The organism is Micromonospora sp. NPDC007208 (assembly GCF_042869175.1).
GTDB lineage: Bacteria > Actinomycetota > Actinomycetes > Mycobacteriales > Micromonosporaceae > Micromonospora > Micromonospora foliorum.
On record NZ_JBIAFG010000019.1, the window covers coordinates 1 to 24,241 of the forward strand.

At 70.9% G+C, this 24,241-nt stretch carries 21 protein-coding genes; 2 read left to right on the forward strand and 19 right to left on the reverse strand.

The features are described 5' to 3' along the window. Positions 1 to 205 precede the first annotated feature (205 nt). From ACFYL6_RS28505 to ACFYL6_RS28530, 6 genes are all read right to left on the reverse strand, one after another. A complete protein-coding gene (locus tag ACFYL6_RS28505) occupies positions 206 to 940 on the reverse strand; it encodes a DUF6069 family protein (protein ID WP_387175901.1) in 735 nt (244 codons plus the stop codon). Between the two features lie 5 nt (positions 941 to 945). Beyond that, positions 946 to 1,944, reverse strand: a complete 999-nt coding sequence (locus ACFYL6_RS28510; protein ID WP_387175903.1) for an RNA polymerase subunit sigma-70 — start codon at positions 1,942 to 1,944, stop codon at positions 946 to 948. Positions 1,945 to 2,132: 188 nt separating this feature from the next. After that, entirely contained in the window at positions 2,133 to 3,641 is a 1,509-nt protein-coding gene (locus tag ACFYL6_RS28515; protein ID WP_387175905.1) for an amino acid adenylation domain-containing protein, read from the reverse strand. After that, positions 3,638 to 3,874 carry a phosphopantetheine-binding protein gene (locus ACFYL6_RS28520; protein WP_387175907.1) on the reverse strand — a complete coding sequence of 79 codons (237 nt, stop codon included), beginning with the start codon at positions 3,872 to 3,874 and terminating at the stop codon, positions 3,638 to 3,640. The genes ACFYL6_RS28515 and ACFYL6_RS28520 overlap by 4 nt, the downstream gene beginning before the upstream one ends. Positions 3,875 to 3,886: 12 nt before the next feature. Further along, positions 3,887 to 5,182 (reverse strand): MFS transporter, encoded by a 1,296-nt coding sequence (locus ACFYL6_RS28525; RefSeq protein ID WP_387175908.1) that lies wholly within the window; start codon positions 5,180 to 5,182, stop codon positions 3,887 to 3,889. A 17-nt stretch (positions 5,183 to 5,199) separates the two neighbouring features. Continuing rightward, positions 5,200 to 6,036, reverse strand: a complete 837-nt coding sequence (locus tag ACFYL6_RS28530; RefSeq protein ID WP_387175910.1) for a hypothetical protein — start codon at positions 6,034 to 6,036, stop codon at positions 5,200 to 5,202. Between the two features lie 59 nt (positions 6,037 to 6,095). Here ACFYL6_RS28530 and ACFYL6_RS28535 point away from each other — a divergent pair, with 59 nt between their 5' ends. Next, on the forward strand, positions 6,096 to 6,830 hold the full coding sequence (locus tag ACFYL6_RS28535) for a thioesterase II family protein (protein ID WP_387175912.1): 735 nt from the start codon (positions 6,096 to 6,098) through the stop codon (positions 6,828 to 6,830). A gap of 1 nt (position 6,831) precedes the next feature. On the opposite strand, the gene ACFYL6_RS28540 is transcribed toward ACFYL6_RS28535, so the two are convergent. The 10 genes from ACFYL6_RS28540 to ACFYL6_RS28585 are packed head-to-tail and all read right to left on the reverse strand — an operon-like array spanning position 6,832 to position 17,088. Further along, the gene (locus ACFYL6_RS28540; protein ID WP_387175915.1) at positions 6,832 to 7,092 is read right to left on the reverse strand and encodes an acyl carrier protein; all 261 of its coding nucleotides are present in this window, start codon (positions 7,090 to 7,092) and stop codon (positions 6,832 to 6,834) included. Continuing rightward, complete coding sequence (locus ACFYL6_RS28545) at positions 7,085 to 8,059, reverse strand: TIGR03560 family F420-dependent LLM class oxidoreductase (protein ID WP_387175917.1); 975 nt, start codon at positions 8,057 to 8,059, stop codon at positions 7,085 to 7,087. Before ACFYL6_RS28545 ends, ACFYL6_RS28540 begins: the two co-directional genes overlap by 8 nt. 7 nt (positions 8,060 to 8,066) lie before the next feature. Beyond that, a complete protein-coding gene (locus ACFYL6_RS28550) occupies positions 8,067 to 8,405 on the reverse strand; it encodes a PqqD family protein (protein WP_387175919.1) in 339 nt (112 codons plus the stop codon). Continuing rightward, positions 8,402 to 10,753: a beta-ketoacyl synthase N-terminal-like domain-containing protein gene (locus ACFYL6_RS28555; protein ID WP_387175921.1), complete on the reverse strand. Its 2,352-nt coding sequence runs from the start codon at positions 10,751 to 10,753 to the stop codon at positions 8,402 to 8,404. The genes ACFYL6_RS28550 and ACFYL6_RS28555 overlap by 4 nt, the downstream gene beginning before the upstream one ends. A gap of 37 nt (positions 10,754 to 10,790) precedes the next feature. After that, positions 10,791 to 11,729 carry a hypothetical protein gene (locus ACFYL6_RS28560; RefSeq protein WP_387175923.1) on the reverse strand — a complete coding sequence of 313 codons (939 nt, stop codon included), beginning with the start codon at positions 11,727 to 11,729 and terminating at the stop codon, positions 10,791 to 10,793. After that, entirely contained in the window at positions 11,722 to 12,711 is a 990-nt protein-coding gene (locus tag ACFYL6_RS28565; RefSeq protein WP_387175925.1) for a M20/M25/M40 family metallo-hydrolase, read from the reverse strand. Before ACFYL6_RS28565 ends, ACFYL6_RS28560 begins: the two co-directional genes overlap by 8 nt. Beyond that, positions 12,708 to 13,475: a hypothetical protein gene (locus ACFYL6_RS28570; RefSeq protein WP_387175929.1), complete on the reverse strand. Its 768-nt coding sequence runs from the start codon at positions 13,473 to 13,475 to the stop codon at positions 12,708 to 12,710. The genes ACFYL6_RS28565 and ACFYL6_RS28570 overlap by 4 nt, the downstream gene beginning before the upstream one ends. Further along, positions 13,472 to 14,056, reverse strand: coding sequence for an HAD family hydrolase (locus tag ACFYL6_RS28575; protein ID WP_387175931.1), 585 nt, complete (start codon positions 14,054 to 14,056; stop codon positions 13,472 to 13,474). Before ACFYL6_RS28575 ends, ACFYL6_RS28570 begins: the two co-directional genes overlap by 4 nt. Then, the gene (locus tag ACFYL6_RS28580; RefSeq protein ID WP_238659191.1) at positions 14,049 to 15,515 is read right to left on the reverse strand and encodes a coproporphyrinogen-III oxidase family protein; all 1,467 of its coding nucleotides are present in this window, start codon (positions 15,513 to 15,515) and stop codon (positions 14,049 to 14,051) included. The genes ACFYL6_RS28575 and ACFYL6_RS28580 overlap by 8 nt, the downstream gene beginning before the upstream one ends. A 10-nt stretch (positions 15,516 to 15,525) precedes the next feature. Further along, complete coding sequence (locus ACFYL6_RS28585) at positions 15,526 to 17,088, reverse strand: B12-binding domain-containing radical SAM protein (protein WP_387175933.1); 1,563 nt, start codon at positions 17,086 to 17,088, stop codon at positions 15,526 to 15,528. 895 nt (positions 17,089 to 17,983) lie between these two features. On the opposite strand from ACFYL6_RS28585, the gene ACFYL6_RS28590 reads away from it, so the two are divergent. Next, complete coding sequence (locus tag ACFYL6_RS28590) at positions 17,984 to 20,917, forward strand: amino acid adenylation domain-containing protein (RefSeq protein ID WP_387175935.1); 2,934 nt, start codon at positions 17,984 to 17,986, stop codon at positions 20,915 to 20,917. 59 nt (positions 20,918 to 20,976) lie between these two features. On the opposite strand, the gene ACFYL6_RS28595 is transcribed toward ACFYL6_RS28590, so the two are convergent. The 3 genes from ACFYL6_RS28595 to ACFYL6_RS28605 form a co-directional block, all read right to left on the reverse strand. Beyond that, positions 20,977 to 22,338, reverse strand: coding sequence for a carbohydrate-binding domain-containing protein (locus ACFYL6_RS28595; RefSeq protein WP_387175937.1), 1,362 nt, complete (start codon positions 22,336 to 22,338; stop codon positions 20,977 to 20,979). 149 nt (positions 22,339 to 22,487) lie between these two features. After that, positions 22,488 to 23,399: a hypothetical protein gene (locus tag ACFYL6_RS28600; RefSeq protein ID WP_387175939.1), complete on the reverse strand. Its 912-nt coding sequence runs from the start codon at positions 23,397 to 23,399 to the stop codon at positions 22,488 to 22,490. 12 nt (positions 23,400 to 23,411) lie between these two features. Continuing rightward, a complete protein-coding gene (locus ACFYL6_RS28605; RefSeq protein WP_387175941.1) occupies positions 23,412 to 24,200 on the reverse strand; it encodes an SDR family NAD(P)-dependent oxidoreductase in 789 nt (262 codons plus the stop codon). Positions 24,201 to 24,241 lie beyond the last annotated feature (41 nt).

The following is a 24,241-nucleotide window of genomic DNA, read 5'->3' on the forward strand; positions in this document are numbered from 1 at the left end:
GTGCGGGGGCCGGGCAGGGGTTGGGGCCGCTTTTGGCGCAGGCCTCCGCCGAGTTTAAGTCGCTGTGGGAGCACCCCCCCCACCCCCACCCACGGGGGCCCCCCCGGGGGGCGCGCCCCGGCGGCCCGCCCCTCCTGTCGTTCCGGGGGCGTCGACGCCAGCCCGAATTGGTGGATTACCGGCGAGGCGGCCGGATCCGGATTCGTCAGTCGGTCCGGGCGCGAAGGTTCCGTGCCAGGACGGGGATCATCGCCGCCGCGGCGGCGAGGTGCAGCCCGACGAGCGCGGCGATGGTGGCCGCGTTCGCCCCCGAGATGAGGGCCGGGACCAGTGAGAGCACGGTCAGCGGCACCGCGGTCGATACGAACCGGTCGGCGGGGCGAGCACTCCAGCGGAGCAGAGCCACGGCGATGACGACGCCGACGACCGAGAAGAAGCCGGTCACCACGGCGATCCCGGTCAACGGAATCGTCTCGCCACCATCGGGGATCTCGAAGTCGACGCCAACGGCCCGGGCCAGCGCGGCGGCGAGGGTGGTGGTCACCATCGCCGCGAGCGTGGCAATCACGCCGGTGCCGGCGAGCCCGAGGTGGGTGCGGCTGGGCTGGCCCGATGCCGGACCGACGACAATCTCGGTGTCCTTCGTGCTGTTCACGTCGTCTCCCTCGTGCCGAGGCTGTCGTACCGGATGTGTTGACTGGCGTGTGACGGCCCCGGGCGTGAAGACACGCACCCTCGCCGTGCGACGGCCGGGGTTGCGCAGCGCGCGGACGCCGGTGCCGCGCAGCCAGAACGCCGCATCGCGTCCGAGGACCGGCCCGGGCTCGCCGTCGCGCAGCTCCAGCTGCACCCGCCCACTGGTGACCACACCGAACGCGTCGTACCACTCCGCCGTGACCACCGCGGCACGCGCGCCACCGCGCAGCGTGAGCGTCCACACCGGGACTACTCCGTGCCGTCCGCCGGCAGGCGCTCCGGCAGCCCGAGCCGCGGGAACTGGTCGTCGTGGAAGATGAAGACCTCGGTGATGGCGCCGCCGGTGATGCGCAGGACGTCGATCGTCAGCGGCAGGTACGCGCCCTCCGCCTTCCGCCAGTGGTAGAAGGCGACGGCCGGCTGCCGGTTCACCGAGGTGGGGACCGCGCGCAGGCCCGTCATCCCCTCGAAGCCATCCTCGACCCAGCTGTTCAGCACCGCGTCACGGCCGACGTACAGGCCCGGCGTGGGCGGCATCGAGTAGCGAACATCGTTCCGCAGCATGCCGGCGAGCACGTCGACGTTCGTGGCCACGCTGGCGTCGGTGAAGCGGCGCACCAGCTCGCGCGTCCCGGCGTCCTCCTCGCCGCCGGTCCAGTCCTGCCGCTCGGCGGGCAGGTGCTCCCGCATACCGGCGCGAGCCCGCTGCAGGGCGCTGTTGACCGAGTTGACGGAGTCCCCGAGCAGCTCCGCGACGTCCTTCGCCGGCCAGCCGAGCACGTCCCGCAGGATCAACACGGCCCGCGGACGCGGCGCCAGGTGCTGGACCGCGACCAGGTACGCCAACTCGATCGTCTCCCGCGCGACGGCGACGGTCTCCGGCTCGTCCGCGTCGCCCGCGGGCAGCTCGTCCAGCAGCCGGTCCGGGTAGGGCTGCAACCACAGCACCTCGCCGCCGGTCGCCGGCTCCGGGCGGCGCTTGGCGAGCAGGTCCAGGCAGGTGTTGGTGGCGATCCGGTACAGCCAGGCCCGGAACGTCGACCGCCCCTCGAACGTCTCCCGCCGCCGCCAGGCACGCAGGAACGTCTCCTGCACGGCGTCCTCGGCGTCCTCGAACGACCCGAGCATCCGGTAGCAGTGCACGTGCAGCTCCCGCCGGTGCCGCTGCGCCAGCCCCGAGAACGCCGGCTCGTCGACCTCGCTCAGACCGCTCACGCCCAGCTCCTCCAACCGCGTGTCCGCACTCATCACGTCATCCTTCCGCCTCGTCATGTCCTGTCTGAGGTATGACGGGCGCGGACGCGACAACTCATCACTCCGGTGAACGCCCCGCCTCGGAGAGCGCGTGGATGAACGACGAGGGTGGGATCACGGCGAGATTCGGGGCTTGCCTGTAGAGGCAGCGGGCTAGATCGCGAAGATCGACCTGTTCAAGCTCACCCCTGGCCGCCCCGCCAGGTCGGCACCGGCAGCGCGCGGCGATCGGCCTTGCCGTTGCGCGTGACCGGCAGATCGTCCATCGCCACATACCGGGCCGGCACCAGGTGGGCGGGCAGCCGCGCCGCCAGCGCCCGCCGCAGCTCCGGTACGCGCAGCTCGGCGCCGGGCGCGAGGACCAGATAGGCGACCAGGCGCTTGTCTCCGGGCCGTAGTTCCTGGGCGGTGACCACTGCCCGGTGGACGGTGGGCTGCTCGACCAGGGCGGCCTCCACCTCGGCCGGCTCGATCCGATAGCCGCGCACCTTCACCTGGTCGTCGATGCGGCCGAGGAACTCCAGCAGCCCGTCGCCGCGCCGCCGCACCAGGTCACCGGATCGGTAGGCGCGGGACTCCGGCCGCCCCGGCTCGGAGACGAACCGACGGTCGGTCTCGGCCGGGTCCCCCAGGTAGCCGAGCGATACGCCGGCGCCGGCGATCCACAGCTCGCCCGGATCGCCCTCGGGCACGGGCTCACCCCGCTCGTCCATGATCCACAGTCGGGCACCCGGGATCGCCCGGCCGATCGGCAACGGGTGGCCGGCCTCCTCGACCGTCGACACGCGGTGGCAGCAGGCGAAGGTGGTGGTCTCGGTCGGGCCGTAGCCATTGACCACGACCCGGCCCGGCACGGCCGCCAGCGCCCGCCGCACGTGGTCGGCCGAGAGCACGTCACCGCCGGACAGCAACTGGGTCACCGGGTCGAGCGCCCGCAGGTCGACGTCGACGACCTGGTGGAACAGCGCGGAGGTCAGCCACATCGTGTCGACCCGGTGGCGGGTCAGCAGCTCGCCGAGCCGGTCGCTGCCGAGCAGGTCGTCCGGGGCGACCACCAGCCGGGCGCCGTTGAGCAGGGCGCCCCAGATCTCGAACGTCGACGCGTCGAACGAGATCGGCGCGAACTGCAGCATCGTCCGGGCCGGGCCCAGCTCCACGTAGTCGGCCCCGGTCGCCAGGTTGACGATGCTGTGGTGCGAGACCACCACGGCCTTCGGCCGGCCGGTGGTGCCGGAGGTGAACATGACGTACGCCGGGTCGGCGGGTCGGCGCTCCGGAGCGGCGAACGGAGCCGTCGCCTCGTCGTGCCGTTCCTCGTCCACGAGGACGAGGTCCGTGTCGATCCGCGTCGGGGCGTCGGGGCTCGTCAGCACCAGCTTGACGCCGCACCGCTCGACCATGTCCAGCAGCCGCGCCCGGGGGTAGGCGGGATCGAGCGGCACGTAGGCCGCCCCGGCCTTCAGCACGGCGAGCAGGGCGACGACGGTCCGCGTCGATCGGCCGAGCAGGACACCCACGAACCCGCCCGGACACCCGCGGTCGACGAGGACGCGTGCCAGCGCCGTCGCACGGCGGTCCAGCTCGGCGTACGTCAATCGCTCCTGGTCGTCCTCGACCGCGACCGCCCCGGGGGTCGCGCGGGCGAGGCCGGCGAACACCCCGGGTACGGTTCCCGGCGAGGCCAGGGTCACGCCGCTCCCCTCCGCACCGCGTCGGCGAGCGCCGCCACCGTCGGGTGGCGCAGCACGGCCCCCGGCTGCATCGGCATTCCCTCGGCGGCGGCCTGCCGGGCCACCGCGAGCGCCAGCAGCGAGTCACCGCCAAGGTCGAAGAAGTCGTCCTCCGGAGCGACGGGGACGCCCAGTTCGGCCTCCCAGATGACGGTGAGTCTCGGCACCAGTTCGACGCTGTCGATGTGGGACATCACCACGTCCTCTCAGGTCACCGGCACGGGCCGCGACCGGGCCCAGTGCCGCTCGATCAGGGCGCAGACGAACCCGGCGACGGCGACGACCACCCCGAGCGCGACCCAGCCGTAGAGCCCGCCGTTGAGGCACAGCGGGATGACGATGGCCGGCGCCACCGCGGCGGCGATGGACTGCCCCAGGCCCATGACGCCCTGGTACTGCCCCTGCGCCTTGGGCTGGGCGAGGGCGAAGGACAGCTCGAACGTGCCACCGGCCTGCCACACCTCGGCCAGCGAGTGGACGAGCACGGCGGCGAGCAGCAGGGCGATGGCGACCCACGCGACCGTCCCGCCCGACAATGCCATCATGGTCCAGGCGACGAGGAAGAGCGGCCCGGACATCGTGATGAGACGCGCGGCCGACGCGGGACCGTCGATGGACCTTGTCGCCGGCACCTGCATCGCGGCGACGGCGATCGACGCGATGAAGAGCACCAGCGCCGCCATGGAACGCGGCGCGTCGGTCTCGAACACGATCCACACCGGCAGCGCCTGCACCAGCACCCAGTACTGCAGGCTGGCCACCGCTGCCGCGACCGTCAGCATCAGGTAGTGCCGGTCCCGCAGGGCGATCCACTTGCGTTCCTTCTCGACGGCGTCGTCAAGCTTGGCGACCCGGGTCGGCGGCAGGTGCGGCAGCCGGGACAGGATGGCGGCGGCGATCAGGAAGGTGGTCGCGTCGGTGACGATCAGGAACACGTACGCCGGGCGGGTGTCGATGGCCAACGCGACGGCCGCCGAGAGCGTGCCGATCGCGAGCCCGACGTTCGTCACGGCCCGGAGGTACGAGCGCAGTCGCGCCCCCTTGCCCTCCTCGGCGACCACGCCGATCATCGCGCCACGGGCGCTGCTCGTCCCGCCGCTGCCGATCGCGGCGACCGCGGCCACGGCGATCAGGCTCCACAGGTTGTCCACCAGCAGCAGGCAGATACTGCCCACCGCCTCCAACACCATGGCGGCGATCACGACCTCCCGCGAGCCGCGCCGGTCGGCCAGGTCACCGACGAGCACGCCGGCGCCGACCCCGATCAGCGACCCGATGGTGAGCCCGAGCCCGACCGTGGCCGGGCTCAGGCCGGTGAACCTGATCAGGAAGATCGTCCCGGCGGACAGGAACATGCCCATGCCGATGGTGTTCACGATGGTCGCCCGCGCCAGCACCTGCTGACGGCGGTCCTCCGGGCCGCGCAGCGTGGCGCGGATCCGGGTCAGCCGGCCTGCGTCAGGTCCGACGGTCTTCAACTCGTTCTCCTCGTCCTTGTCCAACCTTGCGACCCGCCCGGTCAGGCGCTGGCCAGGAACTCGCCCTCGAGCCGCACGAGGTGACCCTGAGCCCACCGCGCCACGCGCAGGGCGCAGTCCCCGTCGGATTCTCCCGGACGAGCCCCGTCCAGCACCATGGACCGGAACTCATCGGCGCCGATGCCACACTCGGGCTTGGCCGCCAACCGGCGCATCGTCCATTTCTCGTCGTGGCAGAAATCTCCGAACAGGGCGAGACAGGCGTCGGTCGCCCGGAATGCCGCGACCCGCGCGGAAATACGTGCCGAGGCCTCGTCGTTGTTGTCCAGCTGACCGGCGACGTCGATGAGGGAATTCTCGGCCCACACCTTTGCGGTACGGGCACGGGCGCGGCGGAACGACGACTTCTCCAGCAGTTCGCGCGCCTGTTGGAAGAATGCGTCGTTCTTCAGTGGAGTGGCGATGGACATCCGGTAGACGAAGGCGAGCATGCCCTCGCTCGTGCCGCACAGCTCGACCTCGCCCGCCAGGTAGGGCTTCAGCACTGTGGCGAAGGTGGCGGTCGGCCACACCGTCAGGTCGACGCGCGCCTGCTCGTACTCGCCCATCCAGTTGTCCCAGCGTATGCCGCTCTTGTCCACCCCCGGCCACGTCTCCATGGTCTCGTCCACCGGCAGCTCGAGCGTCTGGTCGGAGAAGGCGAAGAGATCGTAGTCGCTGTAGACGTTGCCCCAGCCGATCGCGGTCGACCCGGTCCAGCAGACGGCTTCCGCCTCGGCCAGGCCCGGGAACCGCTTGAGGACGCCGTCGAAACTCATGTCCGGTGGCTGCCGGAATCGGGGCTGGGCCACGATGACGTCAATATTCGGATCGAACATCAGAATTCCTCCCGGGTGACGGTGTACGAGTTGGCGGCGGCGGCATAGTATCCATTGTCATGAATAAGCTCGAACCGTCGCCGGCAAAGGGGCAGTCGCTCGTTTCCTGGGGCGCGCCGGCGACGAGCGGCCTGGCACTCGTGTGCATTCCGTGGGCCGGCGCCGGGGCGGCTCCGTTCCGCGCCTGGACCCCGGTGCTCGGCGACACGGCCACCGTCTACGGCCTGCGGCTGGCGGGCCGCGAGAGCCGGCGGGCCGAGCCGCCGGCGGAGACCGCCGGCGAGGTGGTCAGCGAGGTCGTCGCCGAGTTGGCCGATCGCGGCGTGACTCGCGTCGCCCTCTTCGGTCAGTGCTTCGGGGCGGTGCTGGCATTCGAGTTGGCGAAGGCGCTGACCCACGACGGCCACGACATCGAGGTCAGCCACCTGCTGGTCGCCGCGCAACTGGCGCCCCCGCACTTCACCGAGGCGGACCCCACGGCGGAGCACGACCTCCTGCAGTACGTTCCGGCGCACTTCCGGGACGAGCCCGACTTCGTCCAACTGCTGCTGCCGATCATCGCCGCGGACATCGGCCTGGTGTCGCGCTACGTCTACCGGCCCGGGGCCGCCCTCACCACGCCGATCACCGTCGTCTACGGCGCGCGGGACGACCAGCTGAGCCGGGCCCGGCTCGACGCCTGGCGTCGGGAGACGACTGGCCCGACGACCTTCCACGAGGTCGCCGAGGGAGACCACCTCTTCGCGGGTGACGCGTGGCTGCGGCTCGCCGAGACCGTGCGCGCCGCGCTGTGACCTACTCATCGCCGAGGAACGCGGCGAGCTGGTCGACGGTCGGATGCGAGAAGATGTCGACGATCCGCACCCCGGGCCAGCGCCCGCGGAGCGTGCGGACCACGCCGAGCATCACCTCCGAGGTCGCGCCGAGGTCGAAGAAGCCGGCGTCCGGCTCGACGGTCTCGACGCCGAGCGCGTCCGCCCAGACCGCCTGAAGCACCTCGACCGGGTCACCGTCGAGGCCGGGGCCGGCCTCCGGGGCCCGGGCCAGGTCAGCCATCCAACGCCTCCCGCAGAGTCGTGCCGACGGCCTGCAGGTGCGTGAGGTCGGTGGGGTCGAGCACGGCCACGATGAAGCCGTCCACCCCGGACTCGCGGTAGCTGCGCACCTGACGCCGCACCTGGTCGCGGGTGCCGCAGAGGGCGAACCCGCGGGCGGCGCTCGGCGTGAGGTCGAGGAGCACCCCCAGCCGGTCCAGCGCCTCGTGCAGCTCCCACTCGGAATCGGCGATGATCACGTGACCCAACCACGTCTTGGTGATCTCGCCGCTGTCGCGGCCCACGGCCGCGCACGCGCGTTCCAGCACGTCGATCTTGTGGCGTACGGTGGCCGGCCCGCCGAAGAAGTTGCAGGCGTCCCCGAGCCTGGCGATCAGCGGGATGAGCACCTTCTCGCCGCCACCGCCGATGAGGATGGGCGGCCCGTCCGGGTTGATCGGCCCGGGCATGTTGAGCGGCTCGTCGATGCGGTGGTACTTCCCGGTGAACCGCGGCGCGTACTCGGTGAACATCGCGCGGCAGATCTGGACCGCCTCGGCCAGCTGAGCCAGCCGTTCCCGTGCGGGCGGGAAGTCCAGGCCGTAGGCGCGGTACTCCTCCTCGTGCCAGCCGGCGCCGATGCCGAGGATCGCCCGGCCACCACTGATGATGTCGATGGTGGTGACCATCTTGGCCAGCACCGCCGGGTTCCGGAAGCCGCAGGCGGAGACGAGCACCCCGAGACGGGCGACAGAGGTGACGGCCGCCAGGGCCGCCGTGGTGGTGTACGCCTCCAGGATGGGCTCGTCCCGGCTCCCCACCGAGGCGATCTGGTGGAGGTGGTCCATGGTCCAGAGGCTGTCGAAGCCGGTCTCCTCGGCCGCCCGGGCGGCGTCCGCGACCTGCTGGAAGAGCTTGTCGTCGGTGACCCCGGCGAACGAGTAGCCGCTGAACTGTAGGCCGACGCGGGTGATCGGTGTGCGGTTCATCCGGGACCTAACGGCTGGTCACGGCGGCGACGTCGGCGGGCGTGGCGACCTCGACGAGGCCGATCTCGAGCAGCCGCTCGCAGAGCTCGTAGGTCGGTTGCCGGATCTGCTCGACCGGTACGGCGGTTGCCTCGGCGACCCCGGCGAGCACCTGCCCGACGGTGTGCCGGCCGTCGATCAGCAGCCAGGGCACCCGGGCGTCGCGGTCCAGCACGTAGCGGCCGGTCAGCGTCTCCAGCAGGATGCCGTCGGCGGTACGGTCGCTGAGCCCCTCGACCCCGGTGGCGAGCCGGGCCGTCACGTCCAGCCCGCGGATGAGAACCATGTCGTCGTTGATGGTGGTCATGAGCCTGTCTCCTTGTTGGCCGAGGCTTCCTCGACGAAAGCCGCTGTGGCGGCGACGGTGGGGGCGACGAACGGCAGGTCGACCGGCAGGTCCAGGCCGAGCCCCTCGCGCAGGCGTGCGGTGACCTCGACCGCGTAGATGGAGTCGCCGCCGAGGTCGTCCGAGAAGTGCGCGTCCGGCGGCAGGTGCTCGACGCCGAGGACGTCGCGCCACACCTGCTCGACATAGCTGGCGATGCTCACGCCGTTCCGGCGCGCCGAGGCACCCGTCGCGCCGTCGACCGGGCCGGCGGAGCGCGTCGGCCGGTCGAGCCAGAAACGGCGGCGGGTGAACGGGTAGGCGGGCAGCGAGACCCGCTGGCGCGGTTCGTCGGCGTAGTAGGCCGCCCAGTCGATCCGCGCGCCCCCGTGCCACGCGGCAGCCAGCACCTCGTCCAGGTCGAACGACGGCCCGATGACCACCTGGCCGGGGCCGGAGCGGGTCTCCCGGCCCTCGGTGGCGCCGGTGCAGGCGTCCAGCGCCGCGGCCAGCGACGAGGGGTCGGCGCCGGCGGCGAGCCACTGCGCCACCGGCCGGGCCCACTCCTGTGCGTCCACGCGGGAGAAGGTCAGCCCGAGCCGCTGCAGGACCCGGCCCACGACGGCCGCCACCAACGCGCCGGCCCGTGGCATCGGAATGTCGGCCAGCTCGGTCGACCCGGTGAGTTCGAGCAACCCGGACCGCACGGTCGGCTCGGACGCCTGGAGCCGCTTGCCCAACTCTGCCAGCTCGGCGGCATCCCCGGCGATGACCAGCGACCAGCGGGCGGTGGACCAGCCGGCCTCGCCGGGCGCGCGCAGTTTCGTGATCGCGTCGGCGCTGCTGCCGACCACCGCCGCCCACCGCCGCACGAACCGGCCGCGCCCGACCGCGAGCGTGTAGGCGACGTCGGCGAGTTCGGCCGGCGCCGTCGCCGCCAGCCGCTCGGCGAGCCGCTCCCGCATCCGGTGCAGCTCGTCGTCGGTACGGGCGGACAGCGCCAGCACGGCCCGGGGCCGCATGGTCGGCGGGACCGGCTCGGCGAGCGCCCGCTCCAGCACCACGTGCGCGTTGGAGCCGCCCAGCCCGAACGAGCTGACGCCGGCCACACGCGGACTCTCCACCGGCCAGGGGCGGGTCGCCGCGGTCATCACGAAGGGCGTCGAGTCCATGTCGAGTTCGGGGTTCGGCGCGGTGAAGTGCGCCGTCCCCGGCAGCGTGCCGCTCTCCACGGCCAGGGTCGCCTTGATCAGGCCCGCCACCCCGGACGCCGCGTCGGCGTGACCGATGTTCGCCTTGGCCGCGCCCAGGGTGACCGAGCCGGCCGGTCGGCCGTCGCGGGCGAAGACGCGCCGGAGCGCCTCGAACTCGACCAGGTCGCCGATGGCGGTGCCGGTGCCGTGCGTCTCGACGTAGCCGACCTGGCCGGCGGTGAGCCTGGCCCGGGCCAGCGCGGCGCGGATCACCGCCTCCTGACCGTCCACGTTGGGCGCGGCGAACCCCGCGCGGGCGCCGCCGTCGTTGTTGACGGCCCAGCCCCGGATCACCGCACGCCGGTTGTCGCCGTCGGCCCGGGCGTCCTCGTCGCGCCGGAGCACCACGATGCCCGCGCCCGAACTGGGCACCGTGCCCGACGCACCGACGTCGAACGGCCGGCAGTGCCCGTCGGCCGAGAGGATGCCACCCTCGTGAAAGGTGTAGCCGTCCACGTCCGGCGGTAGCAGGCTCACGCCGCCGGCCAGGGCGATGTCGCAGTCCCCGGCGGCCAGCGCCGAGCAGGCCAGCGCGACCGCGGTGAGCGACGTGGCGCAGCCGGTCTGCACGGTGATCACCGGCCCGGTGAAGCCGAGCTTGAAGGCGAGCCGCGGCGCCAGGAAGTCCTTCTCGTTGGCCAGTGTCACCTGCACGTCGCCGAGGCGCCCGGCGCCGGCCTCGGTGGGCGCCACGAAGTCGCGGTAGTACAGGTTTTCCCCGCATCCGACGAAGACGCCGACCACGGCGTCCCGCTCGCCCGCGTAGCCGGCATCGTCCAGCGCCTCGGCCGCGACCTCGAGCAGGATCCGCTGCTGCGGGTCCAGGGTGACGGCCTCGGCCGGCGGTACCCGGAAATGGTCCGCGTCGAAGAGGTCGACGCCGTCGACCTTCCCGACCGCGCCCACGAACTCGCCGTCGTCGACGCCGCCGGATGATGGCTGCTCGCCGGTCCGGCGCACCGATTCGACCCCGTCGACAAGGTTCGTCCAGAACCCCGCCACATCGCCCGCTCCGGCGAATCGACCGGCCATCCCGATCACCGCGACGGGGCGGCCGGGAGGTGGCTCGCTTCTCATGTCACTGCCTCCTTCGTCGGCCTGGATGCGGGTGCGTTCACCGGGTCAGCAGATTGCGCTCGGTGATCAGCGGCTCGATCGCCGTGGTGAGCTCCTCGACGACCGCGCCGGGCAGCGCTCCGGGGTGCCACGAACGGATCCAGAACGGGTGGCAGTCGTCCTCGTCCCAGTAGATGTTGGCGTGGAAGTCGGCCAGCGAGGTGCAGACGATGCGCGCGACCGGGTACCAGGTCTCGTAGTCGACGTCGAACCGTTCGGCCACCTCGGGCGCCCGCAGCCGGATCTTGTCGTGGTCGCCCAGGTCATGGTGCGGGATCGGCAGGTCCAGGGAGCGGATGGTGCCGCAGCCGATGTTGACCGGGAGCGGGAAGCTGCGCACCTCGAGCACGCCGTCGCGCAGGCGGAGGAAGGCGCGGTCGTTGGAGAAGAAGGAGCTGCCGGACCGGACGTTGCGGAACAGCTCGGTCGACTTGCCGGCGCCCGAGCTGCCCACCGCCAGGGTGACCTGCCCGTCGTCGAGCCACCCCGCGCAGTGCACCTGCACGGCGTCGTCGGCCCGGCTGCGGCACAGCAGCCAGTCCTCGATCACGTCGCTGACCAGCATCGGCGGGAGGGTGTCGGCGATGATCGTGGCGGTGTCGCCGGCCACGACGAGCAGGGCGCGGTCCTCGGCGTACACACCGCAGCCGGGCCCCTCGCTGACGATGGTGATGTCCCGCCGTTGTTCGGCGCCGTCGAACGGCGTGCCGTCGAGGAAGTACTTCCCGGCCGGTGATCCGCCCCGGTGCCGGGACCGGCGTTCCCCCGCACCGTCCGCGACACCGTGCTGCCGGTGCAGGGTCAGCTCGGGTTTCCCGCCGTCGGTGACGACGTCGATGCTGCCGCCGAAGGTGTCGAACACCTCGGCCAGTTCCTCACCGGTGCAGCCGGTGAGCCTGATCGTCCGGCCCCAGACGCGTAGCGCCGTCTCACTCATGGCGGTCCCCCTCGCTATCCAAGGCGTCCAGCACCCGGCGTAGGACGTCCTGGTGGTGTTCGATCTGGCCGATGCGGATGAACTCGTTCGGCTGGTGGTTGCGGTTGTCCGGGTCGGCGCCCGGGACGACGGCGAGACGGTCGACCTTGAGCGGGCCGAGCTGCCCCAGCCGGTTGGAGAAGGGCGCGAGGCCCCCGGTGGCCAGCCCTGGCACCGAGATCGTGCGGGTGCCCGCCACCGCGGCCATCGACTGGCGCAGGGTGTGCGGCCAGGCCGCCAGCAGGGCCTCCACCGCAGGCGCCTCGTCCGGGCCGTAGCGGATGTCGAACCGGACGTCGATCTCCTGCACCGCCAGCGAGCGCTCGGTGTGCGGCGCATTGACTCCGGTCAGGGTGAACCGCGGGCAGTCGGCCGCCGCGGCGAGCAACGCGCGCAGCAACTCCGCCGCGTCCCCGCCGGGCCGGGCCGGATGGTGGGTCGGCCGCCCCGTCCGCAGGTGGAAGAACCCGTCGGCCTGACCGCTGTAGCCCGCGTAGAGGTCCGCGTCGCCGCGGGCGCCGTCGCAGATCAACAGCGTGGCCGGCAGGTGCCGGGCGACGAAGGCCGCCGCGCCGGGCGCGCCGTCGGTCTCCTCGCTCGTGTCGACGAGTACGAAGTGACGGGCCGGGTCGGCCACCGCCAGCGCGTTGAGCAGTTGGAACTTGGAGTCCGAGACGCCCAGGCCGAAGAGCATCCCGTTCCGCTCGGTAAGCGTCAGCGGCTCGGTCTCCCAGTCGGTGGGCGGCCCGATCGGCTTGGTGTCCACGTGGCCGTAGAGCCAGACCGGCGCGGCCGGGTCGCCGAAGCCGAACAGCCGGTCGCCGACCGGCCGGCAGCCGAGCCGGCTCAGCTCGGCGGCGCAGCGCTCGAGCGGCTCGTCGCCGATCGGGCTGACCGTGTCGAGGGCGACCAACCGGGCGAGGGTGTCGAGGTAGTCGGTCACAGCGACACCTCCGCTGGTTCCGGCATGACGGCGATCGCCGGCCGCTGCCGCACACCCTCCTCGTAGGCCGCGTTGCAGGCCTGGAAGCAGTAGTGCCACTGCGCGTCGACGGCGTCGTACTCGTGCCCGGCCAACCGGAACCCGGGCATCCGCGCCATCCGCCGCAACCCGGCCGAGCCGGTCAGCACCTCGGCGAAGTCGTCCACGGGCAGCGCGGCCAGCACCTCGGGCTTCGGATCGGCGGAGACGTACCGGGTGCGCCGCAGGACCTCGTTGCGCACGATCGAGTCGTCCCGGGGCTCGGCCACCTCGACGGGGGCGTCGGTGAAGACCACGGCACTGCCGCGCTCCCCGGGCCGGACCACGTCCACCCGATAGCCGATCTTGAGGGCCACCGGGCGCAGCCCGAGGTCGAGCTTGAGCAGCTGGCTGGTGGTGTCCTCGCAGGTGCAGCTGACGTAGCAGGACATCCCACGGTCACGCACGTAGTCGTAGCGCACCCGCTCCAGCCGCCGGCCGAGCCCGGTGCCCCGGCTGCCCAGGGCCACCAGGAGGTTGGCAAGCCGGTAGAGCTTTCCGGCCCGACTGGCCGAGGCGTAGCCGCAGACCCGGTCGTGCGCGTTCGCCACGATCTTGATCCGGTCTGTCGCGGCGACCTCGGCCAGGTAGTGGTAGCGGTGGTACGACGTTCGGAAGAGCTCGTGGACGGCTGCCAGCATGCCGGGGGGCAGGTCCGTTCCGGGTTCGTACACGGTCAGGTTCATCGGGCCAGCGCAGCGGTGAGCTGATCGAACGAGGTGACGTCCCGGCCGTAGTGGATCGCGGTGAAGCCGGCCTCGCGTGCCGCGACCACGTTGGCCTCCCGGTCGTCCACGAACCACGCGCGGTCGGCGTCGACGCCGAGCCGGCGCCGCATCTCCTGGTAGATGGCCGGCTGCGGCTTCCGGACGCCGATGTCGGCGCTGATCACCCAGTCCCGGATCGAGTCGGTGAGGCCGAAGCGCCGGCGCAGCACCTCGGACCAGCGGGACACGTCGTTGCTCAGGCACGCCAGCCGCACCCCGGCCGCGTCGGCGGTCTTCAGGAACTCGTGCACCCCGAGGGTCAGCGTGTGCCGGGCGCAGTAGTCCTCGTCGTCCGCGGAACCGGCGACGCCGGTGGCCGCCCAGAAGCCGGCCGAGGTCAGCTCACCCAGGCTGGCCCTGCGGTAGGTCTCCTCGATGTCGGCGGCGCTCAGCGGGGAACCGTGCTCGTGGACGTAGGGCACCAGCAGCTCGGCGACGTCGTCGGCCGACTCGTAGAGCACACCCATGGCGTCCAGGACCACGGAGGCGGGCTCACGCATACCGGTCCTGTTCGAAGAACATCCCGTACTTCATGCCCACGGCGGCCAGCTGCTCCTTGACCGACGGCGAGTAGAAGGCGACGCTCAGCTCGTCGCCGAAGAAGTAACCCAGCTCGGTCGGGCGCACCGCGGTGTCGGTCACCTCGAACAGCCCGTGTTGCTCGGCGTGCCGGATGGTGTCGCCGAAGACCTCGAGCGGGTCGATGCCGAACTTGGCCGCGAACCCGGCCCGGGAAACGCCCGCGCTGGTGTGCACGCCCAGCACGAAGGTCTTACGCATCAGCTCGTCACGGCCCAGCGTCTGACCCATCCAGGTCGGGTGCAGACCCTGCCGGACCTGGGCGCCCCACTCGCCCAACGACTTGGTGTTCCAGTAGAAGGTCGAGTTGAGGAAGCCGTACGAGCCGCAGCCGGCGCTCAGCAGCTGCGTCTGGTCCACGCCCCGCTTGAGTTCGGTCTGCTGCTGCATCTTCTCGCGCGCCTTGGCGTACTTGTGGCTCTGCACCCGGACGTAGTCCGCGTCGCCCATCATCAGGCCGTGCGCGAGCTGCATCCGCAGGCCGTCCTCGTAGGACGGGTAGAGGTCCTGTTCGAGCTTCGAGATGCGCTTCATCGGGTGCTGGCGCAGCCGATAGACGCTCACCGACTCGAGCTGCCAGGCGATGATCTGTTTCATCGTCTCGACCCAGGAGGCGAGCGACTGCCCGGGAAGCGCGTAGATCAGGTCGACATTGATGTTGTCGAAACCCGCGCTGCGCATGTTCTCGATGCTGCGCAGCGTCATGTCCGCGCCGTGCCGACGGGCCATGATCTTGAGTACGCGGTCGTCGAGGCTCTCCACGCCCAGGTTCACCCGGTTCACGCCGTTGTCCCGCAGGATCGTCAGCTTGTCGAGGTTCGCGTGGATCGTCTCGGGGGCGCACTCGAAGGTGACTTCCAGGCTGTCCTTGGTCTTGAGGGAGTGCAGATAGCTCATGATCCGCTTGATCTGCCGCTCCTCCAGGATCGAGGGTGTGCCGCCGCCGAAGTGAACCGTCCCGATCGTCGCGTCCGGGTTGTAGCGCTCCAGCTTGGCGTCGATCTCCCGGATCAGGAGTTCGATGTAGTCGTCCTTGTCGACCGGCGCGTTCCCGTTGTCCACGACCTTGGCGAAGTAGCAGTAGGAGCAGATGCCACTGCAGTACGGGATGTGCAGGTACATGTTCAGCACGTCGGCCGGGGGTTCCAACTCCGACCTGGCGAACATCGCGTCGTGCGGCAGCTCCTCCAGCACCCGCACCGGTGGATAGCTGTAGATGAAGCAGTAGTCGCCGCGCTTGTCGAAACCGGCCTCGGAGAGTCGGTCCCAGCCGATGCCCTGGTAGGCCGCCTCGATCGCGTCGCCCACCGCCTCGTCGAGCACGATCCGGGCGTTGTCCTCCTGAACACGCCGACGCAGGTCCTTCGCCGCAATGTACATGTCGAGTCCCTCAGTCCGTGCAGATCGACAACGAGTAGTTGCGCTGACGCTTCAAAGCGATTTCCTTCCATTCCGACTTGACCTCGTAGCCGCCGATCAGCGCCTTGTACGTGTCAGTCGGGGCCGGCACCCAGAACAGCGGGTAGGCGTCCTTGAGAAACTTGACGGCGTCCGGCACCGCGTCGTACCGGCTGATGGTGTCGAGCAGGAAGAACGGGTCGGTGCCGGCGAAGCCGATGCCGAGGTCACTACAGGCCCGCGAGAGCCGCTCGACCCGCTCCACCACCACGTCGGCGTCCGGCAGCGAGCCGTCCGAGTTCTGGTACTGCCACCACCCGGAGTCGAAGGTGGTCAGCTGGATGCCGAACTCCTCGGGAGCGCGCGCGATGGGTGTGTCCGGAGGCAGGTAGAACGGGTTGATCCGGACCGAGTGGATCGTGTCGACGTTCGCCGCGAGGAAGTCGATGGTCCGCTCGATGTCGTCGGCGATCTCGCCGGGGAAACCGACCAGGAAGTTGACGTGGTTCCAGACGTCCTCGGCCGCGGCGTACCGCAGCGTGGTCGACATCGTCGGTACGTCGTAGTCCTTGCGCATCAGGTCGAGCAGCCGCTGCGAGCCGGACTCGACGCCGTACCGTGCGAGACGCCCGCCGTTCTGGCGGATGCGCCCGAAATCAGCGGCCTCCAGCCGATCCGCACGGATGTAGGTGAACCAGTTGGTGGCACCGCCCCCGCCGCGGGCCTCGAGTTCGTCGAGGAAGCGCAACAGGTACTTGCGGGACGGGTTGAGCTCGTTGGTCATGAAGTTGAGCTGGTCGACCTCGGCCTTGGCGAGGTCGGCGAACGAGTCGATGGCCACCTTGGGCGGAGTCAGGACCGCCCGGCTGCCGGTCGCGACCCGGCAGAACGCGCACCGGAAGTTGCACTGCTTGTCCCAGACGTACAGGTGGGCACGCCGCGCCGGCGTCGGGTTCTTGTACGTCGCGATGCCGAAGTCCTCGTACTGCTCCCACGGCACCCAGTCGTAGACCGGCTGCGGGGGCAGCGACTTCGCCACCTTGCGTGGACCGGCGACGATCGCGCCACCCGGGGTGGGGTTGGTGGTGTAGCTGTTCGGGATCGTCTCCGGTGCGGCCCGTTCGACGAACGCGGTCGTCGACTCCCAGCCGTCGCCCACGGTCACCGTGACCGAGCCGAACGGGGCGAGCGCGTGGATCACCTCGGAGGCCGACCGCTCCGTCCAGAACTGGCCGCCGAACATGACCGGCATGTCGTGGGCCAGGGCCAGCCGGGCCAGCAGCAACGCCGACGCGCTCTGCTCGAAACCCATCACCGAGATACCGAGGGACTCCCCGCCGCCGGATCCGCCGATGATCTGCCAGAGCTGTTCGCCGTAGGCGCGGACCGGCTCGGCAAGCTCGGGCGCGAGCACGTCGGCGGTCGACAGCGCACCGTCGTACAGCAGCACGTCCTCGCCTTTGCGGCGACGGTCGGCGAGCTGCATCTCGAGGTCGAAGACCTCGGCGTCATGGCCGTTCAGGCGCAGGCTCGACGCCAGCAGTGAAATCCCCACCGGCGGGTACGGAATGATTCTCTTGCCAGACGGAGCAAAGACGAGTTTCAATTCTTTTCCCCCGACGATGGGCCTGTGAACACATAACGACTTTGGCTTTCCGCGTTTTTCGCGGATCGCGATTCGCTTCGCCTTGAGAGGTCCACGCTGAGCCTGCCGGCAACCCTAAGCAGATCGCGAGAGGCCCGCCAAGGTGTTTCCAGATAATGGGAGCGAGCCATCCATGGTGTCGTCAGTCAATTTCGTGCAGCATCGTTCGCCAGTATTGCAAGGCAGGATAATTTGGGCATCGTCGCCCGACTCGATCGTGAGCCCTATCGGACTATTCGGCGTGAAACAGCGCTGCTGTGCACGGCCCCACGAGACCAGTCAGCCTGGAGGATCTCGGCACGGTCACACGCAGGGGTTTCATCCAGCAGTCGCGGGAGCGCACCCACATCGACGAAATCAATGAGCGGCGGGCACAGCGGTAGTCTGTCGCATGACCCAGTGACGTCCTTTCCCCCGTAACAGGACGCGCCCCTCGAAGGAAGCGCCTCCCTTGTCGGTCATCCTCTTCGATGACCCAGACCTACCAGCCAGTCTGTCCTTCAGGCTCGGGACGGATCCACCTCGTTGTTCACCGGCCGGACTGACTCCGGTCACATTGATATCACTCTCCGAGCTGACTGTCACCCCCTTGCGGTGCGACAACTTTCGATCTTCACGAGCCATCCCGGGCTGAGCTGGGAAACCACCAACAGTGATGTCGATCGACGCCGTCAGGCGGGGGTGGCGACCGGCTGCTGCGCCGTGCGGCAGCCAAGAATTGCTCCGACTGTATTTATTTCGACTGATACCATCGAATGCGGGCTCGGCGCCGCACACCTGCCGGCCCGCATTCATGGAGGGGAACATGAGCGACGCCGCCGTTCGGAACGTTGTCGACCTCGTTCATCTTCAGGTGCGGCACAATCCGGACCGGCCGGCCGTGCGGGGGCACGCCGAATCGATGAGCTACGGGCAGCTGTGGCACCGATCCGGCGTGCTCGCCGCGCAATTGCGCGACCACGGAGTGCGACCCGGCGACGTGGTCGGCCTCTGCCCACGGCGCTCCCCCGAGCTGGTCGTCGGCGTCCTCGGCATCCTGCGGGCCGGCGGCGCCTATCTGCCGCTCGACGCCGCTTATCCGCGACAGCGGCTGGAATACATGCTGCGGCAGGCCGATGCCACGGTGCTGGTCGGGCACCGCGACACCGCCGAGGCGCTGGCGGGCTCGCGCGCGCTCGTCCCCCTCGACGAGACGCACGACGGCCGCACGGTCGACGGCGACCTCGCGGTCACGGCGGGCGACGTCGCGTACGTCATGTTCACCTCCGGATCGACAGGGGTGCCCAAGGGGGTCATGCAGACGCACGGCGCCCTGGCCAACCTCGTCGAGTGGCAGCTCCGCGACTCGGTGGTCGGCGCGGGTGAGGTCACCGCACAGTTCGCCCCGATATCGTTCGATGTCTCCTTTCAGGAGATCTTCGCGACCCTGGCGGCCGGCGGGGTGCTGCTCTGTCTCACCGACGACGAGCGCCGTGACCCGGTGCTGCTGTGGAGGGTGTTGGCCCGGGAGCGGGTCGCCCGGCTCTATCTGCCGTTCGTCATGCTGCAGACGCTGGCCCTGTTCGCCGAGGAGCTGGCTGGCGGCGCACCGCCGCTGCGTGAGGTGATCACCGCGGGCGAGCAGCTGCGCTGCGACGACCGGATCAAGCGGCTCTTCGCCCAGCTGCCCGGGTGCCGGCTCGTCAACCACTATGGACCGACCGAGACACACGTCTGCACCCGGTATTCGCTGCCCGCCGATCCCGAAGGTTGGCCGCTGCTACCGCCGATCGGCACCGCGATCGACAGGGTTCGGCTGCACGTGCTGGACGCCGGGGGCGATCCGGTGCCGGCGGGTGAGCCGGGTGAGCTGCACGTCGCCGGCATCGCGGTGGCACGCGGATACGTCGGGCAGCCGGAGCTGACCGGGAAGAGGTTCCGGCCCGAGCCCGGCGGGACCGGCAGCATGTATGCGACCGGCGATGTCGTTCAGTGGAACGACAGCCAGTTGCACTACCTGGGCCGCAACGACGATCAGGTGAAGGTGAACGGCATCCGGGTGGAGCCGGCCGAGATCGAACGCGCCCTGCTGGACTTCCCGGAGGTGCGGGAGGCGGCCGTGGTGGCGCGCGCCGGCGCGGGCACCCGGCTCGTCGGCTTCGTCACCGGCCGGCTCGACACCGGGCTGATCCGCGAGCGGATGGCCGCAACACTGCCTGGCCATCTGGTGCCGCACCGGATTGTTCGGCTACCGGAGCTGCCCACCACGCCGAGCGGGAAGCTGGACCGTGCCGCGCTTGTCGACCTCGCGTCGCCCTCGGTCGGGCAGGGGGCGGACGGCCTCGCGGCGATCTGGCAGGCGGAGCTCGAACTGGCCGACGAGCAGGTCGAGGATCTACGGGCGGCCGGTGTGGACTCCCTCGCCGCGGCACGCGTGTCGGCGCGCATCGCCCGGGAGTTGGGGGTGCTCGTGGCGACCGACCGACTGCTGGCCGCCACGTCGCTGGAGCATCTGGCCGAGATCGTGGCGGAGAGCCCCCCGGTGCCCCGCCTGGCGGCTGCCGAGCCTGCCGGGCCACAGCCGGTGAGTGTGATGCAGCGGCAGATCTTCGTCGACGAGATGCTCGCGGACAGCGGGCCGTCGCACTGGGTGCTGGCCGAGCTCGACATCACCGGGGCGTTCGACCCGGCCGCGGCCGAGGCGGCGGTCCGTGCGCTCACCCGCCGACACGCGGCCCTGCACACCCGCTACGACTTCGTCGGGCGGAACATCACCCAGGAGTACGTGCCCTCGGCACTGCCCGACGTGACCCATGCCGGGTCCGTCGACGTCGCGGCGCTGCGCGAGCGGCGCCTGGCCGAGCGCTACGAGTTCGGGGCGGTCGCCACGCCGGTCGTGGACCTCGTCCGGCTCGGCGACCGGCACCACCGCCTGCTGTTCCGGGTGCACCACGCCAGCTGCGACGGCTGGTCGCTCGGGTTGCTGTTCGAGGATTTCGCCGCCCTCTACCGCGGCGATGAGCCGCCGCACGCGATCCAGCCGTGGCAGTTGCCCGCGGTCGAGAGTGACCTCTCCGACTGGGTGGAGCACCTGAAGCCGGCGGCTGCCCGGCCGCCGATGTCCTGGGGCCGGCAGCGTGCTCCGAAGCCGACGCTGCGCCGGGTCCCGGTCGTGCTGGACGCGGCTGAGGTCAACGCGGTCCGGAAGCGGGCCACGGACGCCGGCGCGACACCGTTCGCCGTGCTGCTGGCCGCGTGGGCGTCCCTGTTCGCCGAGGACGGCGCCGAGGTGTGCGTGGGAGTGCCGATCTCCACCCGGACGACGGCCGAGGAGGCCAGCTGCGTCGGCCTGTTCCTCAACACCGTCCTGTTGCCGTTGGCAACCGGGGCGGAGAGCTTGACGGCTCTGACCGACCTCACGCAGCAGGCCGTTGGCCGGGCCCTGCGGCATCGGACCGCGCCCCTGCCCGATGTCCTGCGGCGCCTGCGGGTCGACCGAAGCGGCAGGCACCACCCGGTGGCCCAGATGATGTTCGCCCTCCAACCTCCCGGCCCGCGCGAGTGGCGGTTGGCCGAGGGCACGCGAGCAGAGCTGATCCTGGACGTCGGCATCCCGGCGCCGACCCGGTTCGACGTGGTCCTCAACCTGGACGACCGGGGCAACCAGATCGTCGGATGGCTGGACCACGACGCGGGCGCGGTGGACGCCGCGCAGGTGACCGACCTGATCGCCCGTTGGCGCCGGACCATCAGAGTCTGACCGTCGCCCCGTGGCCGCCGGTGTCCTCTGCTCGCGAGCCCCGACCAGTCGAGTGGGCGTCAGCGGACCACGCCGAGCCCGGTGAAGGACCTGTCGTACTCGGTGAACGACTGGTTGTTGTACGGGGCGTAGATCCAGGTCCGCAGCGAGTTGGCCGCGGTGTCGACCTCGACGAGGCGTACCGGGTTGGTGGTGTTGGAGTGGAACGTCTGGAGGAACGTGTAGATCTTGTTGCCGTTGACTCCGGTGTCGACCCGGTTGGCGGCGATGCCGACGTGACCGGAGAAGACGAATCGGATGTTGGCGTACTGCTTGATCAGGTTGTCGAAGAGGTACTGCGGGCTGGTCGCGCCGTACGAGGCGCTCTGCTCGATGTTGCCGCTGCCGTCGATGTAGTCGTGGGTGACGACGATGACGTTGTGCCGGGGGTGGGCGGCGACGACGCTCCTGGCCCAGTTCACGGCCTCGACCCGGGGCCAGAGTTCCAGGGTGAGCACCATCCACTGGACCCCGCCGGCCTCGAAGGTCGAGTACGAGTTGTCCACCTTGCCGGCCTCGAACTGTCCCTGCACCGCGCCGTACTGGCTGGCGGTGAAGTACCTGTTGAAGACGGTGGTGTCGCGGACGAGTTCCCGGGTGTGGGCGGGGTCCCGGGCGGAGCCGCCCTCGCCGGTCGCCTGGGTGTCGTGGTTACCGATCGCCAGCGAGTACGGCAGGCCCGCGGTCTCGATCGGGCGCATCGCGTCGCGGGCGATGACGTACTGGGAGTGGTCGGGGGTGTCCCAGTTGACCACGTCACCGGAGTGCGTCACGTAGCGCAGGTCCAGCGCGGAGCGGTTCTGCACCAGCCAGTTGGTGCGGTTGCGGAACCGGGTGTCCGCGCTGTTGAGCACCTCCTGCTGGGTGTCCGGCAGGACGGCGAAGCTGAACTTCGTGTCGGTGGCGCCCGCGGTTTCCATTCGCGCGTACGCGATGTGGACGTTGCGGTCGCAGGTGTCGGCCCGGAAGTCGTTGATGAGCTGGATCCGCACGGTGTGCTGCCCGCCGCCGACCGCCGCGCCGACCGGGTAGGTGCCGTAGCTGGTCGCGCTGACGATGGTGGTCTGGCCGACGGCGACACCGTCGACCGTCACCCGGACGGTCGGCCAGCCCTGGCAGTTGTCCCCGATGGCCCCGATCAGCACCCGCCCGGAGCCGCTGATGCTTGTGGTGGCGTAGCTGGAGTTACCCCAGAGTGAGGCGTGCGTGCCGGAGGCGGGAACCGGGGTGCCGGTCGCCGTACGGATCGCCCCGTCCACGACGGTGAACTGGGAGGGCTCGGCGGCGCTCGCCGTACCGCCGGTGAGTGTTCCACCAGCCACGGCGACCACCAGCGCCGCGGCCGTCGCCACCAACCTGGACCTGGATCTCCTGATACGCACCGCTGATCCTCCCTTGCCGACATCCGCCCAGAAGCTGGGCATTGGCAGCGTAGAGAGGATCGGCACGAGACATGTGAATGCGTCAAGGCCATCCTGAGTACCCGAGTTGTACGTTCCGTTTCCGGGACGGCCCGGGACGCGGCGCGGTCCTACCGGGTGGTGCCGCCACCCGATCGACCCGTGCCGGCGGCGGAGGGCCGGTGCGCGATGCGGGGCGCCCGCACGGCGGAGGCGTTACCGGCGCCGGGGCGGTAGTCCCGGGCCGCGCTGGCCACCATCTCGTCGGCATCGCGAGCGAGCGTCTGCCGGATGTGCGGCGGAACGAACTCGGACGTCGCCATCGCCAGTCGGACCTGCACCGCGCGGTCGTCGACCAGGCGCGCCAGATCCGCCTCGCTCAGCTCGACGGACCGCACCAGCGCGGCACGGACGTCGACCACCGGGTCCGCGGCGAGCGCGCTGCGCTGCTCGGCGGTGGTCCGCGGGTTGCGGGCAACCCCCTTGCGTACGCGTGCGGTGCGATCGGCCAACAGGGCGGTGATCACGTCGGGGTCGTGGGTGTGGGTGGCGAGTCGTTCCCGTACCTCGGGTGAGACGTCGTCGATCAGCCGGGCGGCCAGCTCCGGCTCCAGCTCCCGACTTTCGGCGAGGAGACCGCGAAGCTCCTTGTCCGAGGTCTCCGACATGACCTGGCGGATCGACTCGTCGCAGGACGGGTTGCCGGCGACCGCCCAGCGGACCCACCGGTCGGCGTCCTTGACCAGGCGCATGAGGTTGGCGATGGAGGCGGAGGGGTTTCTCGCCACCGCCTCCCGGACCTGACGATCATGGTCCCGGGTGAGCGGCCGCAGGGCCTGCGCGGGAGCGTCGACCCGAGCGGCGACCGCCTTGCGGACCAGAACCGACGGGTCGGACGCCAGGTCGATAAGGGTCATTTGTGGCGTTGTGGGGTCCTGGGCGAGGGCGAGCCGAGCGTCAGCGCTGCCACCGATCGGACGGTGGGCGGTGGTGCCGGACCCGCTGTGACTGTCGGCCTCGCCGACGTCCTGCTGTTTCCCCATGGCGCAATCATGTCACGCGCCCGGTTCGGCAGTGCCGGCCGCGGGCGGGACCGGGGCGGGGAGGCGCAGGCCGGACATGCCGCCGTCCACCGGCAGCGACGAGCCGGTCACCGACCCGGTCGCGGGCGACGCGAGGTAGACGACGGCGGCGGCCACCTCGTCGGCGGTCACCAGACGGCCGGTCGGCTGCCGGGACGCCAGTTGCCGCTTCTCCGCCGTCGGGTCGGCCGCGCCGGCGAGCAGGCGTGCCACCCAGGGCGTGTCGACGGTGCCGGGGGCGACGCAGTTGACCCGGACACCCTCCGTCACCAGGTCGGCGGCCATGGCGAGGGTGAGGGCGTGCACGGCACCCTTCGACGCCGAGTACAGGGCGCGTCGGGGCAGCCCGACGGTCGCCGCGATCGAGGAGATGTTGACGATCGCCGCAGATGACGACCGGCGCAGGTACGGCAGGGCGACGGCGCTGGTTCGGGCCACGCCGGAGACGTTGACGTCTAGTACCCTGCTCCACTGCTCGTCGTCGTTCTCCTCCACCGTGCCGACGGCCGAGATGCCGGCGTTGTTCACCAGGATGTCGATGCCGCCGAACGCCTCCGCGACCGAGGCGACGGCCGCGCTGAGCGAGGCACGGTCGGCCACGTCCGCCCGGACGCCGAGCACGCCGGGGTCCTCCGGCAGACCGGACAGCTCCAGGTCCAGGACACCCACCCGGGCGCCGGCGGTGGCGAACGCCCGCACGCAGGCAAGCCCGATCCCCGATCCACCTCCGGTCACCACCGCCACCAGACCGTCACACCGCATGCTGCTCTCCCCTTTCGAGTAGTCCCCTGAGGTGACGCACC

Excerpts from the sequence above, each read along its gene's own strand:
- ACFYL6_RS28510 (WP_387175903.1), bottom strand. The coding sequence starts at position 1,944 with ATGAGTGCGGACACGCGGTTGGAGGAGCTGGGCGTGAGCGGTCTGAGC.
- ACFYL6_RS28520 (WP_387175907.1), bottom strand. The coding sequence starts at position 3,874 with ATGTCCCACATCGACAGCGTCGAACTGGTGCCGAGACTCACCGTCATC.
- ACFYL6_RS28530 (WP_387175910.1), bottom strand. The coding sequence starts at position 6,036 with ATGTTCGATCCGAATATTGACGTCATCGTGGCCCAGCCCCGATTCCGG.
- ACFYL6_RS28535 (WP_387175912.1), top strand. The coding sequence starts at position 6,096 with ATGAATAAGCTCGAACCGTCGCCGGCAAAGGGGCAGTCGCTCGTTTCC.
- ACFYL6_RS28540 (WP_387175915.1), bottom strand. The coding sequence starts at position 7,092 with ATGGCTGACCTGGCCCGGGCCCCGGAGGCCGGCCCCGGCCTCGACGGT.
- ACFYL6_RS28545 (WP_387175917.1), bottom strand. The coding sequence starts at position 8,059 with ATGAACCGCACACCGATCACCCGCGTCGGCCTACAGTTCAGCGGCTAC.
- ACFYL6_RS28550 (WP_387175919.1), bottom strand. The coding sequence starts at position 8,405 with ATGACCACCATCAACGACGACATGGTTCTCATCCGCGGGCTGGACGTG.
- ACFYL6_RS28555 (WP_387175921.1), bottom strand. The coding sequence starts at position 10,753 with ATGAGAAGCGAGCCACCTCCCGGCCGCCCCGTCGCGGTGATCGGGATG.
- ACFYL6_RS28560 (WP_387175923.1), bottom strand. The coding sequence starts at position 11,729 with ATGAGTGAGACGGCGCTACGCGTCTGGGGCCGGACGATCAGGCTCACC.
- ACFYL6_RS28570 (WP_387175929.1), bottom strand. The coding sequence starts at position 13,475 with ATGAACCTGACCGTGTACGAACCCGGAACGGACCTGCCCCCCGGCATG.
- ACFYL6_RS28575 (WP_387175931.1), bottom strand. The coding sequence starts at position 14,056 with ATGCGTGAGCCCGCCTCCGTGGTCCTGGACGCCATGGGTGTGCTCTAC.
- ACFYL6_RS28580 (WP_238659191.1), bottom strand. The coding sequence starts at position 15,515 with ATGTACATTGCGGCGAAGGACCTGCGTCGGCGTGTTCAGGAGGACAAC.
- ACFYL6_RS28590 (WP_387175935.1), top strand. The coding sequence starts at position 17,984 with ATGAGCGACGCCGCCGTTCGGAACGTTGTCGACCTCGTTCATCTTCAG.
- ACFYL6_RS28600 (WP_387175939.1), bottom strand. The coding sequence starts at position 23,399 with ATGGGGAAACAGCAGGACGTCGGCGAGGCCGACAGTCACAGCGGGTCC.
- ACFYL6_RS28605 (WP_387175941.1), bottom strand. The coding sequence starts at position 24,200 with ATGCGGTGTGACGGTCTGGTGGCGGTGGTGACCGGAGGTGGATCGGGG.